At 36.2% G+C, this 19,285-nt stretch carries 17 protein-coding genes; 10 read left to right on the top strand and 7 right to left on the bottom strand.

Annotated elements, in window-relative coordinates; all coding sequences use genetic code 11:
- Window positions 1–104 precede the first annotated feature (104 nt).
- Window positions 105–3,068 (top strand): T9SS type A sorting domain-containing protein, encoded by a 2,964-nt coding sequence (locus FRZ67_RS01725; protein WP_147187884.1) that lies wholly within the window; start codon window positions 105–107, stop codon window positions 3,066–3,068.
- Window positions 3,069–3,225: 157 nt separating this feature from the next.
- On the opposite strand, the gene FRZ67_RS01720 is transcribed toward FRZ67_RS01725, so the two are convergent.
- From FRZ67_RS01720 to FRZ67_RS01700, 5 genes are all read right to left on the bottom strand, one after another.
- On the bottom strand, window positions 3,226–3,666 hold the full coding sequence (locus FRZ67_RS01720) for a YHS domain-containing (seleno)protein (protein ID WP_147187883.1): 441 nt from the start codon (window positions 3,664–3,666) through the stop codon (window positions 3,226–3,228).
- A 407-nt stretch (window positions 3,667–4,073) separates the two neighbouring features.
- Window positions 4,074–4,355: a hypothetical protein gene (locus FRZ67_RS01715; RefSeq protein WP_147187882.1), complete on the bottom strand. Its 282-nt coding sequence runs from the start codon at window positions 4,353–4,355 to the stop codon at window positions 4,074–4,076.
- Window positions 4,356–4,597: 242 nt separating this feature from the next.
- Window positions 4,598–6,013 (bottom strand): outer membrane beta-barrel protein, encoded by a 1,416-nt coding sequence (locus tag FRZ67_RS01710; RefSeq protein WP_147187881.1) that lies wholly within the window; start codon window positions 6,011–6,013, stop codon window positions 4,598–4,600.
- Window positions 6,000–6,560 carry an RNA polymerase sigma factor gene (locus FRZ67_RS01705; RefSeq protein WP_147187880.1) on the bottom strand — a complete coding sequence of 187 codons (561 nt, stop codon included), beginning with the start codon at window positions 6,558–6,560 and terminating at the stop codon, window positions 6,000–6,002. The genes FRZ67_RS01710 and FRZ67_RS01705 overlap by 14 nt, the downstream gene beginning before the upstream one ends.
- Window positions 6,561–6,824: 264 nt before the next feature.
- A complete protein-coding gene (locus FRZ67_RS01700; RefSeq protein ID WP_147187879.1) occupies window positions 6,825–7,070 on the bottom strand; it encodes a hypothetical protein in 246 nt (81 codons plus the stop codon).
- 195 nt (window positions 7,071–7,265) lie between these two features.
- Between FRZ67_RS01700 and FRZ67_RS01695 the strand changes: the two genes are divergently transcribed.
- The 7 genes from FRZ67_RS01695 (at window position 7,266) to FRZ67_RS01665 (ending at window position 15,065) form a co-directional block, all read left to right on the top strand.
- Entirely contained in the window at window positions 7,266–7,538 is a 273-nt protein-coding gene (locus FRZ67_RS01695) for a hypothetical protein (protein WP_147187878.1), read from the top strand.
- Between the two features lie 650 nt (window positions 7,539–8,188).
- Complete coding sequence (locus FRZ67_RS01690) at window positions 8,189–8,569, top strand: hypothetical protein (RefSeq protein WP_225975473.1); 381 nt, start codon at window positions 8,189–8,191, stop codon at window positions 8,567–8,569.
- A 357-nt stretch (window positions 8,570–8,926) separates the two neighbouring features.
- Window positions 8,927–9,736 (top strand): MlaE family ABC transporter permease, encoded by an 810-nt coding sequence (locus FRZ67_RS01685; RefSeq protein WP_147187877.1) that lies wholly within the window; start codon window positions 8,927–8,929, stop codon window positions 9,734–9,736.
- A 261-nt stretch (window positions 9,737–9,997) separates the two neighbouring features.
- The gene (locus tag FRZ67_RS01680; RefSeq protein ID WP_225975472.1) at window positions 9,998–10,774 is read left to right on the top strand and encodes an ABC transporter ATP-binding protein; all 777 of its coding nucleotides are present in this window, start codon (window positions 9,998–10,000) and stop codon (window positions 10,772–10,774) included.
- Window positions 10,775–10,777: 3 nt separating this feature from the next.
- Window positions 10,778–11,773: an MlaD family protein gene (locus tag FRZ67_RS01675; RefSeq protein WP_147187876.1), complete on the top strand. Its 996-nt coding sequence runs from the start codon at window positions 10,778–10,780 to the stop codon at window positions 11,771–11,773.
- Window positions 11,774–12,246: 473 nt separating this feature from the next.
- Window positions 12,247–14,721 carry a penicillin acylase family protein gene (locus FRZ67_RS01670; protein ID WP_147187875.1) on the top strand — a complete coding sequence of 825 codons (2,475 nt, stop codon included), beginning with the start codon at window positions 12,247–12,249 and terminating at the stop codon, window positions 14,719–14,721.
- Window positions 14,718–15,065, top strand: coding sequence for a hypothetical protein (locus tag FRZ67_RS01665; RefSeq protein ID WP_147187874.1), 348 nt, complete (start codon window positions 14,718–14,720; stop codon window positions 15,063–15,065). The genes FRZ67_RS01670 and FRZ67_RS01665 overlap by 4 nt, the downstream gene beginning before the upstream one ends.
- Window positions 15,066–15,285: 220 nt before the next feature.
- On the opposite strand, the gene FRZ67_RS01660 is transcribed toward FRZ67_RS01665, so the two are convergent.
- Window positions 15,286–16,482: a hypothetical protein gene (locus FRZ67_RS01660; RefSeq protein WP_147187873.1), complete on the bottom strand. Its 1,197-nt coding sequence runs from the start codon at window positions 16,480–16,482 to the stop codon at window positions 15,286–15,288.
- A gap of 135 nt (window positions 16,483–16,617) precedes the next feature.
- Window positions 16,618–17,286, bottom strand: a complete 669-nt coding sequence (locus FRZ67_RS01655) for a MiaE family protein (RefSeq protein ID WP_225975471.1) — start codon at window positions 17,284–17,286, stop codon at window positions 16,618–16,620.
- Window positions 17,287–17,355: 69 nt separating this feature from the next.
- On the opposite strand from FRZ67_RS01655, the gene FRZ67_RS01650 reads away from it, so the two are divergent.
- Complete coding sequence (locus FRZ67_RS01650; protein WP_147187872.1) at window positions 17,356–18,456, top strand: aminotransferase class I/II-fold pyridoxal phosphate-dependent enzyme; 1,101 nt, start codon at window positions 17,356–17,358, stop codon at window positions 18,454–18,456.
- A gap of 173 nt (window positions 18,457–18,629) precedes the next feature.
- Window positions 18,630–19,247: a DUF3347 domain-containing protein gene (locus FRZ67_RS01645; RefSeq protein WP_147187871.1), complete on the top strand. Its 618-nt coding sequence runs from the start codon at window positions 18,630–18,632 to the stop codon at window positions 19,245–19,247.
- Window positions 19,248–19,285: the final 38 nt, after the last annotated feature.

Below are 19,285 nucleotides of genomic sequence, written 5' to 3'. Positions count from 1 at the left end.
TTTAAATCTATAGTTGCCGGAGTTTTGTTAGATTTGATTGTTATTCGTTATCCGTGCCAAAACCTCAGTATTAAGTCCATTTATCCTGCCCAAAACTAATTACTATGAAAATGAAATTTTTTCTTTGCATACTTCTTTGTGCATATATTGATAACACAACGTTTGCACAAATTTGGACAAATACAATTACAGGGACTAATCCAAATTTAAATGATCCATACATTACTGGTCAAACTGTGATATCGAACCTTACAGTTTCAGGTATAGGTAGGGGAACAGGTATTGCAGGTGTTAATGGCAATGATCAGTATAATGCAAAAAGCTGGGCATCTACAACAATAAGTGCAAATAAATATTTTTACTTCACATTAACCGCTGATCCCGGATATGTAATAAATTTTTCCAATTTTGTTTACTTAAGTCAGGTATCAGGAAATGGCCCAACAATGTTTTCGTTTCGTTCTAGTGCAGATAATTATGCTTCGGATATTGGTACTCCAAATACTAGCGGAACTACTATTGATCTTTCCGGAACTGCATATCAGAATCTTACTTCGATAACATTTCGTTTTTTTGCTTGGGGTGCTTCTGTGGGTGCCGGCACATTTAGCATTGATGAATTTAGTTTTTATGGAACGGTAGCAATACCTGGCTTTACCTCATTAAATACTGATTATTTTCGTACGGCTTCATCAGGCAACTGGAGCAGTTCTTCTGTATGGGAATCTTCGCACGATGGTGTTAATTTTTATGGTGCTACACTGGTACCTGACCAAAATGCCACTTCGATAAACATTCGCAGTGGTCACACAGTTACACTTGATGCTTCTGCAACTGCTAGGCTGCTAACTATTTCATCTGGTGGAACTTTGATCCACACCAATGGTATTTCTTTAGGTATTAGTGATGACGGCACAAATACCAATGATTTCATTATAAATGGCACTTATGTTTTAAAAGGCACACAACCAGCTATAACCAGCCCTACAAAATCCCAGGTAAATGGATTAGTAAGGGTGGATGATAATATTAATGGTGAGAGTGACGATTTTGCCCGTAATAGCCAGATTACTTTTCGGTCAGCATCGGTGTTTCAATGGAATACTACTCAGCTTTTTGAAACTGGAACATCGGGTATTATGACATATATGCCAAGCTCCAGCGTAGGAGCAATTTTTAGAGTTTCTGCAAATTTAGATCAAGTAGGTAGTAGTGGGACCAATAGTATTCTTTTCAACTCCAAATTTGAAGTTGCGACAGGCTATACTGTCAAATTCGTAAGGAATGGTTTCAAATATTTCCGCGATGGCCTTGGGGGAGGTGGTACTATAGTTCATCAAAGCATTACCGGTGGTGCCATTGCTAATTGCGGGCTTTTTCAAATTACTGGGACTAATGCAGTAATTGATGGTACAATTACTATTGATATTGAGCATACTACTCCTACCACTGATTTTGAGATAAGTGGGACAGCAACTATCAGTGGCTCGCCTATTATAAATATTGGAAAGCCTGTAACAAATGAAAATGACGCAACTTTTGTTATAAGTGGCACAGTTATTAATAATTCTTCAATTCCAATCAATCTGGCTAATGGTAATCTTTATGTTAGTGGTCATATAAGCGGTACAGGAACATTTACTGCAAGCAGCACACTTACAAAAATTACAATTGCCAAAAGCACAAGCGGTACTGCAGGAGTATTAAATTTCACATCGGGGGCAAATACAGTCAAGGATTTTATTATGGGTCTTACAACCACTTTCCCTCAAAGCAGCCCTACAAGCCGCATAGCTATAGGAACTCCTCTTACGATATCTGATAGTCTAACACTTACATTAGGCATAATCGTTACTGGGAATAATCTGCTGACATGGAATAATAGTGGCGGAAAATTGGTAAGCCCAACAGGTACAAATTATGCAAACAGTTTTATTGCTACATGCGATCAGAGCGGTAATGCACTTACAGTAACAGGTGTTGATCCGTTTGCTACTTCTCCATTTACAGGAGATGCTGGATTCAGGATAAATAATGTTAAGGGATCATCCTTAGTTACTTTCCCAGTCGGTCCTGATTTATCACGCCCAAACAGAATTGGTATTAATCCCGGGAACCTAACAGGCACTGATATTACAGTCATTGTTGGTAAAGGAGATATTTTATATACACCGCAGCCCAGGGTAAACCGCATATGGTATGTGCATGCATCTAACCAGGCAAATGTTGCAGAGAGCGGTATAAGGCTCTATTTTACAAAATATAATTGGTCTACAAGCCTTTTTGGAGTAAATCAGGATGAAATAGAATACGGCTTTATTTCGGGATCAGTATATGTGGGCAGGAAAGATTATTCTTCACCTGGTAATTATCTTTCTCATAGATCAACACCAAGAGATGTAGGGTCATTGGACGAAACAGAGGGCTACGCAGATTACCAGTTAAATACGGGTATAGGATCGTTTGTTCCTGGATATTATAAATTTAGTGCTGGAAATTTCGGCACCATAATTCTTCCTGTTACATTAACTAATTTGAAAGCTTACCAGCAGGGAAACAATATCGCAATTAATTGGTCAGCACTAAACGAATTAAATGTAGATCATTATGAAGCGGAACATTCAAATGATGGTATTCATTTTGAAACTGTTTCAAAAGCTATTGCATTCAATAATGGCAATCAGCAAAACAATTATAAAGCAATTGATAAAAACCCATCTGCAGGTAAAAATTTTTATCGTATCAAATCAGTTGATAAAGATGGTACGGTGCATTATACGTCAATTGTATCTCTGGTAATTGGAGTCGGAAAAATATTTATATCAGTAATACCTAATCCTGTCCAAAATAAGAGCATCAATCTGCAGTTGAATAATATTCCTGCAGGAATCTACATCCTTATATTGTATAATACTGCAGGTCAGCGTATCTACGCCGGTAATATTGTACATGCCGGAGGATCATCTTCACAGGGTATCACATTGTCTTCTCAAATCAAAACAGGAACTTATATATTGCAGCTCCAAAATCAAAACAATCATTATACCCAGAAAATAATAATTGAATAGTTAATCAGTTTATAAAAGCCTGTTTTATTTTCATAAATAAAACAGGCTTTTTTATTTGATTAAATGCTTATGAAGCCCCCAACATTTCACAGATTTTGCATTGATGCGTCGCACTCTTGTACTACCGATAAATATGCTGCAAATACAACTGCGAATTTTACTCCTTATCTTTAAGTTTAGGCCAATTCTTCTCAGCAGTTTGAATGTATTCATCCTGCTTTTGTTTCCATAAGCCCTGCACATCTTTATTATAATTAAGATATAATTTATTGTTTACAATAGCCCATGCCATTGGGTCAGTAGGCGCTTTATGACCTTGAGCCATTCCATACGCACAATAACCTCCAAACTGCGGTGCATACTTCTGCGGGCTTATTTTAAAACTGTCAAGATTTGACTGTTTACTAAAATACCAGTCTGCACCATTCCATTCATAAGAAAATTTTTTATCTCCTTTCACGGGCATGTGCTCTGAAAAATAAGCAACTGCGTCATAACCATTGATAGCAGTTTTGCCTTCAATAAAAACAGGTGATTTTTGAGCCTTCAAACCGCTGCACATTAATAATGCCCCTGCTAACACTAATGATATTTTCATATATTTTGTTTTAGAAATTAAAAGACGAATGCAGCTACTAAAACTTACAATAAACTATCCGGATTTTTTGGAGAAGAAATTCTGATGAGTTGGTAATAAGCGTACAAGAGTGCGACGCAACAATGCCATATATCCAATCTGCAGCTGGGTCAAAACTCAGAAACATCATTATATAAACATTTATTTTACTGATGCACTTTGTCTTGGTATTCCTTTAAATTTATTACAGGAATGTAAAAAGCCATCGATGTTAAACGATGGCTTTTATAAAACTTGCAGTTTATTTTGGTTGTAGTATTACAAATTATGTGCAAGAAAAGGCTTGTAGAATTTTCAACAAAATATTTGAATCGTTTTAATGAATTGTTATAGCTTTTTAAATAAGCTTTAAGGTGCAAACAATACAATCATCTTCCTAAAGAGAGTAACTGACCACTTTGTTTTTCGAATGGATAGGTAATAATATCATTATCATCCCTTACAAGAAACAGCTTATAATATCCTGACGCAAGGTGACTAAGGCATAATTGTATCAGGTGCCCTTTAAAGCGGCCTTTACGTATGATACGCTCGTTTTCTGATTGAATACTGTACTCGGCTTCTTTGCCGCTGTTGTCTTTAACCTCGATGAAAAGGAGATCTTCTATCTTATTAATGATGATAGAATCGGTGGATGATTGGTTGTACATAATGATGTTGGATTTATACCCACAAGTTAGTAACATATAATAAGCGGAAATATGAAAATGTACTTAAATTTTTTTCTTAGATTACCAACAGCTATTAAAGTTCTGCCGTACAGGTAATTCGGGAGTTTTATTAATCTTTTTGAGCACAATTGATGGACTGAAGTACAAGAGTGCGACGCAACAGGTGATGCTAAAAGAAACTGCAGTTAGGTATACAAGAATATACTTATCGCAACTATAATTTATTTTTTAAGAAAATAGGTTGCACCAATACCCCACACAAAGAAATGTTGTTTATTACTGCTGTTTTTGATCACATCAGTTAAGCCATATTGCACATGTGGCCCGACATACAAATGGCTTTTATCGTGGAATATAATTGCAGCTGTAAAACCGCCGAGTAACTGTACCTGGTTTTTCTGCAACAGGTTTGTATTCTTATAATACACCTGGTTATAGCTATCATATATTACTGCATTGGCTGAAATGATCCTTGCGTACGAAAGACCTGCATCTATTGTTAATGGAACCTTTTTGCTTTTATTAAATTGATAGCTGTACAGCACAGGCAATTGTAAAAGATTATATTTATTAACTACATTAAAACCCGTTCCCGGTCTGTAAAAACTTCTTACAAGATTATACTGCGACGAATTATTATAATCAAAAACAGCAGAACTATCTCTTGCATTTCCCGTTTGAATAGCAGTGTTCATGTGCATAAATTCCAGGCCTGTGCTAATGCTACTTCGTGATGATAATTGTTTGCGAACAGTAACACCCAGTGAAAATGCTGATTTCGCTTTTATGTTTCTCGAAGCTTGCGCAGCCTGTATACTATCGATAGCAATATTACCCGGCGAATAGATAGCCTCAGCCAGACTTTTATCTTTATTCAGGCTTATCAGGGTTTGTACAATATCAGATTTTCCATACAATAAACTGAAACCCCATTCTATTTTTTTTGAATTGCCGGGTAATTTTTTTGTTTGTGTATTTTGTTTTGTTGTATCGTTTGTTTTTAAACCGGCTGTTGCTGTTATATCGGCTTGTTGTGTTGATATGGTACCCGAGTCAATTACATTTTTGTTGATCATTGGTTCATCAGGTATACTAATTTCATTTTGCTTAACTACTCCTGCTGTAATCAATGGATTATTCTTTTTATTGTTATCATTATTATTTATTGGTGCATTAGATATTATCGATTCATTTTTGCTGTCAATTTCTTCAGTCGCATGAATCGTATTTCCCCGCTCTTTTTTCTGCGATAGACTTCGCTGCTGCGGATGATCATTTAAAACAAGCTTTTCATTTTTTATTGCTGCAGGTTCGTGAATAGTTGTTGACGAATCAGCATATTTCGGTTGATTATTCTTTGCGATATTATTTTCATTATTCTTTTGAGATGCAATATTTTTTTGTTGCACTACTGCATTGGCTTTTTCAATTTCATTTCTATTGCCTGAAAATTTATTATAAAAGAAATGCCCGCACACTGCAAAGCCAGCGAGTAAAAAAAAGAAAGCAATAAAACGCCTTCTGCGGTTACTTTTAGGAATACGCTTTTCTACATAATCCCACACCGGTGCAGATGGAGCAATCTCAAGATCATCCATCAAACTACGCACCTTTTTTTCAAATTCATTTTCCTGCATATTTTTCCTTTTTTACGGGAATAGTTTTATTCTCCAGCCAACTGGTGAGTAATGTTCTTGCCCGCATATACTGAGACCTGGATGTACCTTCATGTATTCCCAGCATCTTACCGATTTCCACATGTGTGTAACCTTCAATGGCATGCAGGTTAAAGATGGCCTGGTAGCCTGTTGGCAATTGCCGTATCATATCCGCCAGTTCCTTTGCCTGCAATGTTACAAGTGGAGTTTCTGCATCTACAGGGTGCAGTGCTATATCATCATAAGTAAATTCATGACTATAAGGCTGATTCTTTTTAAGGTAGTTTAGCGCAGTGCGCACCATCACTGCTCTTATCCAGGCACCAAGGTCTCCTTCAAACCTATATTGGTGAAGGTTTTTATACACTTTTACAAAACCTTCCTGTAATACATCTTCAGCATCTTTTATTGATTTGGTGTAGCGGTAGCAAACGGCCATCATCTGCGCTGCAAAGCGATCATATAATTGACGCTGCGCCACAGGCATGCATTTTAAACAATCTTTTACCAGTCTTTTTTCATCCATCCGGGTGCTGTATGCTATGCTGACATTTAATTGTGAGCAATCGTTGCATGAAGAAAAAATATTATTAAGGGCTGATTTTAAGAATAACTATCAAGCTTTTGTTGTATAGCACTCTTGTATGTTCTATTTCAAACGCGGCAAGTAATTTTATTCCTTTGATTTTTGTGCAAGAACAATAATTAATTGGAACAATAATATAATAACAGATTTATAATAACCGGTTTAATACAGTCAAAATATACTAACACTTAAATTGGCCTGATATTATAACATAATTTCAATTTGTTCAAGATATGGATCCAATGCTTCATCTGAACAGTTAAAAGGGGTAAATGCAATACGTCTTTTAAATTTTTTATGCCATTGTTCTTCCACATAGAAAGAACCCATTTGATAGAGACGGTAAAAATGTTTCTGGTCTATTCTTTCTGCAACCAATGCAGCATGTTGCCAGACCAATTTAAACTGTTCATGTTCATGAAGAACTTTGAAAAGAGCAGAAGTTATCATTACAGCAGGTTTGGTTGTCAAATAGGGTATTGCATAAAGATAGTATTTTATCAAATAGTTGACACACAGCAGATCGGTTTTTTCCTTAATAAATGCTAATAACCATTGACGTCTGTGTAAAACAGACTTTATTTTTAAAACTTAACATTGAAAAATTAAGTCCAATGTTAACTTTGAATTACTAAATTATTAAATATGGCAAAAGTCAAGGGTTCACCTGCATCAAAACCGGATAAAAAAGCTTTGCGACATGAAATAGAAAATTTATTGGGTAATGCATTGTCAGGTATATTGAATGGTGTACCGGTTCCCAAAGAATTGCATAAGAAAATAAAAAAGGCGGGTAAACTACTAGCTGAAGGAATATCGGAAATAAAAAAGCCTGCTGTTAAGCCCGTTCAGCTCCCAAAAAAATCTGCAAAGAAATCAATTGCCAAGAAGACAGTAAAAAAAGCTGCTTCAAAATAATAGTTTGATGTTTTGTCTAAACTATTTTGAGTCTGTACCAAAAAATAAGTGTAAAATTACAAGCTCCTGCCAATCCTGTAAGGAGTTTGTAATGAAAACCTTTTAGAACCAGAAATTCAAAAAGTTTACATGAGTAGAGTTTGAATAAGCTAAATCACACTCATACTGTATACAAAAATAATAGTCTCTTGAAAAGGAGCCATGAATTGTATCACCGTTTCCCTTTTTTTAATTTGTATTAACGTACACAGATAATAAAACTTACAGCATTGTATAAATGAAATAAATAGCAAAAAAAAAGAAATTATTTTACAACTTCACTCATTCACTTTCTTGTTTTTATTGGCTCAAAATAACTTTATATGGAAAAATCAACAGCATTCATTACTGTTGAAATAATAGTATATACCAAAATCGGTTGTAAGTAAAAAGATCATCAAAAAATCAACAGGCCAGTCAATTATAATACCTGAGCACAGACCGAAAGCTATAAAAAGCAAATGAGCGTTTTAAAATGATCTCAACTATAATAAAAAGCGGGTATGAATAATGTAACTGAACTTGAATTCAGGGAAGAAGAATATAATACGAAGTAAAAAAGATAATAAACAACGCCAACAGTGTTTCTATAACAATTTTGAAATAAAAATATGGACATAAAAAGAAAAATTGGTATCTGGATGGATCATTCAATTGCATACCTGATGGAATACTCATCAGATACTATCAATACCAAAGTAATAAGATCAAAATTTACACATTTTTCAAAGGAACAAAGCCTCGAGAAAAGTGAGCACCTGATGCATAATAAAGAACAACAACAGCAATGGGCATATTATCATGAGTTGGGAGAGGATATAAAGAAATTTGATGAAGTTTTTCTTTTTGGTCCTACCGATGCAAAAGCTGAACTTTTTAACATCTTAAAAAAAGATCATCATTTCGATAAAATGAAAATCGAAGTAAGCCAGTCATATAATATGACTGAAAACCAACGGCACGCTTTTGTAAAAGCACATTTTTTGAATTGATAACGATATATCAAAAAAGTTGTTGAAAAATTTTTCAAGAATACCACAAATAATATATAACGGGAATAGTTTTCTACACAGTAAGCATTATTTGTAAATTTTCATACCTATAATTAGCCAGCCACCCAAACATTTGAATCAATTGATATTTTAGTTTGAAATAATTTATCGAAAGTAATAACATTGCACATTGGGTCTTACCAATATGGAAAATGGGCATACTGCTTTTTGATTTCAAATTCTACCGGGAAGCTATTTCTACAAAAATATTCCCACCGCATAAACTGGACTAAGTTTTGAAAAGGTTAGAGGTATCCAATTTTTTGTATGTATATTAGAGATACTAACCGATAACAAATGAAAACTGATTCAGAAAATTCATCAGCTTTGCCCGAAAAGAAATTTTTTATTTCAGGAAAAACAGATTCTTTTTTTTCAGGAGTCTATAATGTATACGTATTTATTGGTCACTTTTTCAAAGAAACATTTTCGCGTCCTTTTGAATTTAAAGAAGTCATCAACCAGTGTTACCAGGTTGGTTATAGATCACTGCCACTTGTTTCTTTAACCGGTTTTATTACCGGTATTGTTTTTACCAAACAATCACGTCCGTCTTTATCAACTTTCGGCGCGAGTTCATGGTTGCCTTCACTTATATCTATTGCAATTATAAGAGCATTGGCGCCGTTGGTTACCGCTTTAATAGCAGCAGGTAAAGTAGGTTCTAATATAGGTGCAGAATTAGGCTCCATGAAAGTTACCGAGCAGATCGATGCTATGGAAGTATCCGCAACAAATCCATTTAAATTTCTTGTAGTAACCCGTATTCTCGCTATCACTTTTATGTTGCCTGTATTGGTATTGTATACAGGTTTTATTGGTATGATGGGCGCATATCTGAATATACATGCCAACGAACTTACCAGCTTTACTGCATTTTTTAAAAGTGCATTTACTACCATTTCATTCCTTGATATATTTTCCTCCATTTTTAAAGCTATTGTGTTTGGCTTTACTATCGGAGTGGCTGGTTGTTACCAGGGCTACTATGCGCAAAACGGTACACAGGGTGTAGGAAGGGCAGCCAATTTAGCGGTCGTGCTTTCTATGTTCTTAATTTTTATAGAAGAAATGGTGATAGTGCAGTTTGTAAATGCAATAAGGTAAAGATTTTTTAGTGAGCTGCGCTGCTGCTATCATCGCCTGTTGTGTCACTCACTTGTACGCTTGGAACCTGGTTGATCAATGAAAGTGAAAGGTGAAAAGTCGAATTAAAACCAGTTTTCACTTTTGACGTTTGGCTTTTCACTTGTTGCTCTGTATTCATGAGCACAAGCGTGCGACGCAACCGGGATGCCATGAAAATGTTCAGTTGGATTCATAAAAAAAAAATTTATTGATTTCTTTTAAGCTATAAGATTATAAAAATTGACAGATAAAGAAGATATACAGGATGATGATAAAGAGCCGGTGATCTCCATAAGAGATTTAAAGAAATCTTTTGGCGCACTTACAGTACTTAATGGGATTAATATTGATATTTTCAAAGGAGAAAATATTGCCGTGCTGGGCCGCTCAGGAAGTGGTAAATCTGTTTTAATAAAAATTATTTCCGGCCTGCTTAAGCCAGACAGCGGTATGGTAAAAGTATTGGGGCAGGAAGTAGATAAAATAAGTACCGCAGCATTGCAACAACTACGTTTGAAAATAGGATTTTCTTTTCAAAGCAGTGCCTTGTATGATAGTATGAGTGTAAAGGAAAACTTGGCATTTCCACTGGTAAGGAACCGTCGTAATTTAAGCTCCAAAGAAGTTAACAATGCCATTGAAGCAGTGTTGAATGATGTAGGATTATCACAAACCATCAACCAGATGCCATCGGAACTATCAGGGGGCCAAAAGAAACGTATTGGCATAGCACGTACACTAATTCTGCAACCGGAAATTATGTTGTATGATGAACCAACGTCTGGCCTCGATCCTATAACTTCTATTGAAATAAATAATCTTATTTTAAAAGTGCAACAGCAATACAATACAAGTTCCATCATCATTACACATGATCTTACCTGTGCAAAAGCTACAGCCAACAGGGTAGCAATGTTATTGGATGGAAAATTTTTGACAACGGGCAGTTTTGAAGAGGTGTTTAATACACAGGATACGGCAGTAAGAACTTTTTACGATTACAATTTTATTAACTAGCAAATGAAACCACTAAAAAATAACAGACCTGTAATAGTAGGAATTTTTATATTCCTTGCTTTGGTGATATTGGTTGTTACAGTATTTACCTTAGGCGGGCAGAAAAAGACTTTTGTAAAATCATTTACTATTAATGCGGTGTTTAATGATGTAAGCGGTTTACTTAAAGGAGGCAATATCTGGTTTTCGGGAGTTAAAGTGGGTACTGTAAAAAAAATAAGCTTTTATGGCAATTCACAGGTGCTGGTTACGATGAGTATTGAGCAGGATGCACAATCTCAGATACACAAAGATGCTAAAGCAAAGATTGGTTCTGATGGATTAATTGGTAATAAGATTATTATTATTTACGGAGGCAATGCTACCACACCGCACGTAGAAAAAAATGATTATTTATCGGTGGAAAAAGCACTGAGTACAGACGATATGCTGGCTACATTGCAGGCCAATAATAAAAACTTACTGGAGATAACCAATGACTTTAAAAGTATCAGCAAAAAGATAGATAGCGGAAAAGGTACCTTAGGTACTTTATTAAACGATTCTGTTATAGCTATTAAACTAAGAACTACTGTTGATAACCTGCAGTCAACAGTTGCTAATTTTAAAACAGCTTCTGTAAGTAGTAAAAATGTATTATTTAACCTGCAGGATTTCTCCGGTAAACTCAACACTCAGGGTAATTCTATACATGATCTGGTAAACGATACTGTTGCTTACAGTAGCATTAAAGGAACGTTACTACAATTAGAAAATGCTGCCAGCGCAGTAAGCCGGTTTACCGCCAACCTGGAAACGGTGAGCAACAGGTTAAATGAAAAAGGTAATGCTGTAGGTGTTTTATTAAATGATTCTGCCGCTGCAGCTTCTTTAAAAACAACTTTAAAAAATCTAGAAAGCGGCAGTCAGAAATTAGATGAAGATCTTGAAGCACTGCAGCATAACTTTTTATTGAAGGGGTTTTTCAAAAAGAAAGAAAAAGCAAAAGCAAAACCATAAAATAAATAGTGCTGCAAAGCCCAACAGACATTTAAATTTCCTGGAAACGTACCTGCAGAGGCACTGCAGTTAAAGTTTGCCTGCTTCCTTTTGGATTGTTACTGTAGTGTATATAATACTTTCCTGAACATCCTCATTTCATACTTCGTTCACCTCACGCTTGCTTCATCACCACTCACTTTTCACTGCCCCCTGTTTCCTCACTTGTCCCGGGTATAGTCTAAACAATCTTTTAAAACTTTTACTGAAACTTTGCACATACTAACAGTCACATTGTCTTGAAATATATTTGACCGTTTGTTTGGTATGGGTCAATTCAGCCGGTGCAGCATATATCCATTCGGTATTCATGTAAACCTAACACCCTTTTCTCAAAAATGCCTTAAACCTTTCTAATTATAAACCGTTAACAGTTAACTCTGTAATTTTTTATGTTGTAAATATTACTACTTTCAAACTTTATTTGTTATTACATGAGAATTATCCCGTTTTTACTTTCTGTTGCTGCTACAATTGGTTTAGTATATACTTTAAATATACAATTATCTGTTAATGGTGGTAAAACACCAAAGCTGGGCTACCTTCTTTCGCCGCAAAAAGGTTTCTGGCAAAATGCTGAACCAACAAATACATCATTTGATGAGGCAATGATCTCAGATAATTTACAGGGTAATTCAGAAGTTTATCTTGATGACCGCCTGGTGCCGCACATATATGCAACCAATGAACATGATGCTTATTTTATACAGGGGTACCTGCATGCAAAGTTCCGTTTATGGCAAATGGAATTTCAGACAAATGCAGCAGGCGGGCGGCTTAGCGAAATAATGGGCGATAGCAGTAATGGAACAAACTTTCATAACATAGATAAATTCTTCAGGCGGCTGGGAATGGTGTATGGTGCTGAAAATACTTTAAAGGCAATGGAACAGGATTCCGGACTTAAAGCAGCCTGTGATGCATACACCGATGGGGTAAATGCTTACATTAATTCACTTGATGAAAGCAGTTACCCTTTTGAATTCAAATTACTCGATTATAAACCTGAACCCTGGACTAATTTACGTACGGCATTATTGGCAAAGTATATGGCCTGGGATCTTGCTGGTTTTGAACAGGATTTTGAAATGACCAATGCCAGATCGATATTTACAAAAGAGCAATTTGAAGCCTTATATCCTTACCAGGCTGATTCACTTGATCCGGTCAATCCAAGGGGAACTGTTTTTCCAAAACGTGGGGCAGACATTATACCCCCAACATTAGCAGATTCTGCGTACTTAATCTTTAAAGAAGCAGCAACAGCATTTACCGATATAAAACCTGACTACGACAATGGCAGTAATAACTGGGCTATTGACAGCAGTAAATCTAAAAGTAAAAGACCAATACTTTGTAACGATCCACATTTAAACCTTAACCTTCCCTCTATCTGGTATGAAATGCAGATCTCCGCACCAGGCTTAAATGTATACGGCGCAAGTCTTCCGGGAGCACCCTGTATAGTAATAGGATTTAATGATAGTTGTGCATGGGGTGTAACCAATGCTGAAAGAGATGTACGGGACTATTATGAAATAACATTCAAAGACAGTACCAGGCAGGAATACATGTTCGACAGTACATGGTACACAACCACTTTCAGGCAGGAGATCATAAAGATAAAAGGCAAACCCGATGATACACTGCAAATACCGATGACCGTTTGGGGACCTGTTATGTATGATACTTCATTTCCTGATAAATTACATACCGGTAAAGCTTATGCAGTTAAATGGATGGCACATGAAGAAAGCGATGAACTAAAAACTTTTTACCAGCTTAATAAAGCGAAGAATTTTGAAGACTATAAATCAGCTATTAATACTTACAAATGTCCTGGTCAAAATTTTGCTTTTGCCACAAAGAATGGCGACATAGCCTTGCGCCAGCAAGGTAAGTTCCCGGCAAAATGGAGAAGGCAGGGCGATTTTGTAATGCCTGGTAGTGACAGCACATTTGCCTGGCGCGGTTATGTACCAGACAGCCTTAACTTTACAATGCATAACCCCGCACGAGGTTTCGTAAGCAGCGCTAATCAGTATCCTTATGATACATCGTACCCATATTATCTTGGTGGCAAATATCCGCTATACAGGGGTATACTGATAAACAGGTTGTTGACAAATATGCATGATGCAACTGTTGATTCAATGCAACAGATGCAGAACAATAATTATAACCTCTTTGCAGAAATGGCAAGGCCTGTATTATTACGTTTTATGTATGACAATACATTAAGCGGAGACGAACAAAAATACCTGGATACGTTTAAAGCCTGGAATCTTCGCAATGATGCAGCATCTGAAGCAACGACCATATTTAACTTATGGTGGGATAGTTTAAAAGTGATAGTCTACGGAGATGAACTTGGGCAATCACAATTGCCATTAGTAATGCCGCAAAAAAGTACCTTACTGGAATCGATGATAAAAGACTCTGTAAAACTTTTTGCTGATGATATCAACACAACAGAAAAGGAAACAATTGCTGATGACGTTAATGCAGCTTTCAAAAAAATTATTCCTGAAGTTAAACTGATGGATGAAGAAGACAGGCTTGCATGGGGTAAATTCAAGAACAGCGGCGTATTGCACTTATTAAAAATACCTTCATTAAGCAGGCTTAATTTATTTGCAGGCGGCGGCGAAGATATCATCAATGCCTATAAGCAATACAACGGCCCAAGCTGGAAAATGATAGTAGAACTTACCGATGATATAAATGCATATGCTATTTATCCCGGGGGACAAAGTGGTAATCCCGGCAGTAAATATTACGATGCTTTTATTGATGATTATATTGCAGGCCGGTATTATAAATTGCTGTTTACCGATAAAGCAACATTACAAAAACAAACCACGTTGAAAGGAAAGATCACTTTCAGTAAATCAAGGCAAACAACATGAAATTTTTTATAGCCATTTTACTTACTGCTTTGCTTGGCCATGCTGCACCACTATATTTTCCCTGGTGGAGTTTTGCCGTTACTTCATTTATTGTTGGGCTATTCATACACCAGAAAGCAGGCCTGGCCTTTGTTTCAGGTTTCTTTGGTATCTTTCTTTTATTCACCGTACATACCCTGGTATTAGATTATATGAACGATCATATCCTTGCTGCAAAAGTAGCAGCCATCTTAAAAGTAGGCACTTCTTCCATCACTGTTATTTTATTATCTGCATTTATCGGCGGGCTTGTATCTGCATTTGCTGCTATGAGCGGAAGCTTTGCAAGAGGTAAGGCAAAGTGAATATTTAAGCATCGTCTCTCAAATAGGACGATGCGCTTTTTGTAACCACCTGTATATCTTTTCTCATCGCCTGTTGCGTCGCACTCTTGTACTGTCGAATAGGTTTCAGTTAATAGGCATTGTTTACTGAATGCTGATCTCTGATAGCTGACATCTGTTTAGAACGTACAAGTGAGTGACACAACCAAAGCATGATAGCAGCACCACAGTTAAGTACAAACTATTTTTCAAAATAAGCAAGCGTGCCGCCAACCCATTCTTTGTCTTTGTTGTAACGTACACCGATCATTTTGCCTTTACTTAAACGGGCAAGATTCTGTGCAGGCACAGGTCTTGCTGCACCTGCTTTCCAAAAATAAAAAATACGGATCTCTGCTTTGGCAGGAATATCAGGCGTAGTAATAACATCTGCATATTTTACTTTGCGCTGCAATATCCAGTTGTGCGCGTCTTTTACATTATCAATATCAGCTTTGGTTACATCAATAACAACGCCCTGGCCCGCAAAAGAGAAGAGCGGTTTCAATACATAATTTTCCAGGTCTGTTGGTAATACTTTTATATCGCTAAGAAAATTTGTTTTTGGCACATAAGGATGATCAATATAGGGCAGCGTAAACTTGCTGATGCGGTAAAACCAGTTGGGATGCGGCACCCATTCTACATCCAATTCTTCAAATAATATTTTTCCTTTCTCCTGTATCTCCGGGGATTGTTGCTGCAGGTCATCAAAGATCACACGGTTGTAAATTCGTTTTACTAAGGTCTTCTTTCCGTTCCTGAGGTAATACAATTTTTTGTCTTCTTTTATCAGTTCTGTTAAGCAAACAACAGGGATACCGACATAATCTTCTGTGCAATAAAAATCTATTTTTGTTTTTTGCTGGTGTGGTAATATTTCGAGCAGAATCACATTTTCAGGATCACATTCTGCAACGATTATTTCTTTCAATAATTGCTGGTATGTTTCTTTATTGTAACCACCTAAATAAGCATCATAATTATCCGGCACATTGAAATGTTTTTTGGCAACTTCAGTAATCAATATTTCAAAAGCAAACAAAGTAGGAAAGCCCTGCATTTCTATCAACTGCGGTTCAAGTTCACCGGCTTCATTTTCGCAAACGCCAAAATCAAATGCAATAAAATGAGAGTAGTCATTTTCATTAGGCACTTTTATATCTTCCGGAATGGCATGACTGGTAAGCGATTTAAAATTGTATTGTGTAATAACATCAACAATACTTTCACAGGCTGAAAGCATTTTTTCTGTAAATATTTTATCAACAAACACCGGTGTTTCTGCTATGCGAAATTCAATGGCGCCCGGATGAGGCGCATTTAGTTCTTCGAGGTAAGCCTTATATTTTGCTTCGGTAAAATTGTCGTTGAACCATTGTCTCATTGACGGAACCATAGTAAAAAGTTTAGTCTTTAAAAGTAAGGAATAGGCGATGAATAATGAAGAATAAGGAATGAAAAATGAAAAATTAAAAAGGGTGGTTTTTTTCTATTTTTTAAATTCTTTATTTTCTATTTTTCATTTCCCATTTCAATGAATTCTGTCACTGCGTAATTCAAGATGCGTCATTACATCCTTTTCATAAGCCAGCCATTCAGCCCAGCGTTTGCGTACTTTTTCTTTATCAATATATGTTTCTGCAAGATCAATGAATAATGCATAATGGCCCGCTTCGCTCTCCATAAAACGCCGGTAAAAATTTCGCATATATGCATCATTCAAACCTTCGCTTAAACGCTTGAAACGCTCACAGCTTCGTGCTTCTATCAATGCCATCGTTAGCATCTGATCAAGAAAACGGCCCTCTGCATTGCCTCCTTTCTGTTGAAATTCCAACAACTTATTTACATATTCATCTCTGCGTTGTTTGCCCAGTTGCAAACCACGTTTGCGCAACTCCTGCAACACCAACCGAAAATGCCCCCATTCTTCTGTAACGATTGGTGCAAGCTCATTAACAAGCTTATCTTTTTCTGCATATTTCTGGATCAGCGATATACAAGTTGTTGCGGCTTTCTGTTCGCAATAGGCATGATCTGTAAGAATTTCCTCAAGACTTAAACCTGCAATATCAACCCATCTTGGATCGGTGTGTAATTGCAGACCAAGAATATTTTTTTGTGCTTCAATATTTATATCCATCGAATATTTTTTGTTATCGGCTGTATTCCGTGTGGCATCGCCTGTTGTGTCACTCACTTGTGCTTTCTTATTTTAATTGAACTTTTAAAATACAAATATCAGTTACAAAATTCTACATTTGAAATTATGTATAACGATGCTTTCCTAAACAGAAAATTAAAAGAGCGCCTGGATCAGAATTCATTCCGAAAATTGCGCCTGCCGGGTGATAAAATTGATTTTTGTTCCAATGATTATTTGGGTATTGTAAAGAATGATCTGTTGCGTCAGTCACCAACAATGAAACATAACTGGAAGAATGGAAGTACAGGATCAAGATTATTGTCAGGCAATTATCCATTAATAGAAGAAGTTGAAAAAGAACTGGCTGTATTTCATGAAGCAGATGCGGCTTTATTATTTAATTCCGGTTATGATGCAAATATGGGGGTAATATCTTCCATACCGCAAAGAGGCGATACCATTATTTATGATCAGCTTTGTCATGCTTCAATAAGAGATGGGATTCGTTTATCTTTTGGTCAGTCTTATTCCTTTGCACACAATGACCTTGATAACCTGGAAAGGAAAATAAAGCAGACAGAAGGAAATGTATTTGTAGTTACAGAATCTCTATTCAGTATGGATGGAGATCTGTGCCCATTGCAATCAATCGTTGCATTGTGTGAAAAATATAACGCACACTTAATAATTGATGAAGCACATGCAACGGGTATCATTGGTGAAAAGGGAGAAGGGCTTGTACAACAATTACAGTTACAACAAAAAATATTTTGCCGCATACATACATTTGGTAAAGCTGTTGGTTGCCATGGTGCAGTAGTACTCGGCTCTCAGCAATTAAAAGATTACCTCATCAATTTTGCCAGAAGTTTTATTTATTCCACTTCATTACCGGAGCATAGTATAGCATGTATAAAAGCAAGCTATACATTATTCCCTTTAATGAATAATGAAAGAGCGCATCTTAAAAAGATGATTGAACATTTTCAGCAGGCGGACATTGGCTATAAAAAATTTGTTTCCGACACACCGGTGCAGGTTGTGGTTATTCCCGGTAATGATGCTGTGAAAAATATTGCGGATAGTTTGCAGGCCAATAAATTAGATGTAAGGGCTATATTATATCCTACCGTTCCGAAAGGCGCGGAGAGACTTCGGATAGTTTTGCATGCATTTAATACAATTGAAGAACTTGATATGCTGATTAGTCATTTAAAGAATTGAATATATTTTAACAGTAACTTATTTGCTGCATAAAGAATATGGCGTAAAAGTGAGTGACACAACTAAAGTTGAAAAACGCTACAATTGTTTGCTTCATAAAAAATAATCATCTCCGGTATAAAATTTAGCAGCACATCGATATATCCAATAATTTTGCAGTCAAATTTATAATAATGAAGAAAGGTTTATTATTGATTGGTATAACTGCAGTTATAGTGGCAGGTTATTTTATATTTTTTGCAGGGGGTGATGATGCAAAGTCCGATGTACCCAAACAACAGCCACTTGCACAAAGTAAGAACAATGATGCATTTAATAAACCGTTCAACGACATGCTGAACAGTTATTTTGAATTAAAGGATGCATTGGTTGATTGGGATACGGTTAAAGCAACTGCTGCTGCAACAAAACTTATAGATATGGCAGATAAAATACCAATGAATGAATTAAAAGCAGATTCAACCATTGTGCAAACTGCAAAAAGTTTTGTGGGCTCGGTAGTCGCAGAAGCAAAGGGTTTGGTGGGCGAAACATCTATTGAAGAAAAAAGACATGCCTTCTATACACTGAGCGATAATTTATTTAACCTTTTGCGCACCGTGAAATATGATCAGCAGGTGCTTTATTATGATAAATGCCCGATGGCTTTTAATGAAACGGAAGAAGGGTACTGGCTATCGAATACAACAGAAATTATAAATCCTTATTTCGGAAATAAACACCCGAAATACAAGACAGGCATGTTGCATTGCGGCAGTATTGAAGATTCAGTTAACTATGTAAGTAAATAAAAAACACGTTGACCTGTGAATAAAAAATAACCTTCCTG

This window comes from Panacibacter ginsenosidivorans, assembly GCF_007971225.1.
Taxonomy (GTDB): domain Bacteria; phylum Bacteroidota; class Bacteroidia; order Chitinophagales; family Chitinophagaceae; genus Panacibacter; species Panacibacter ginsenosidivorans.
This window is presented reverse-complemented; position numbering and strand designations above follow the sequence as displayed.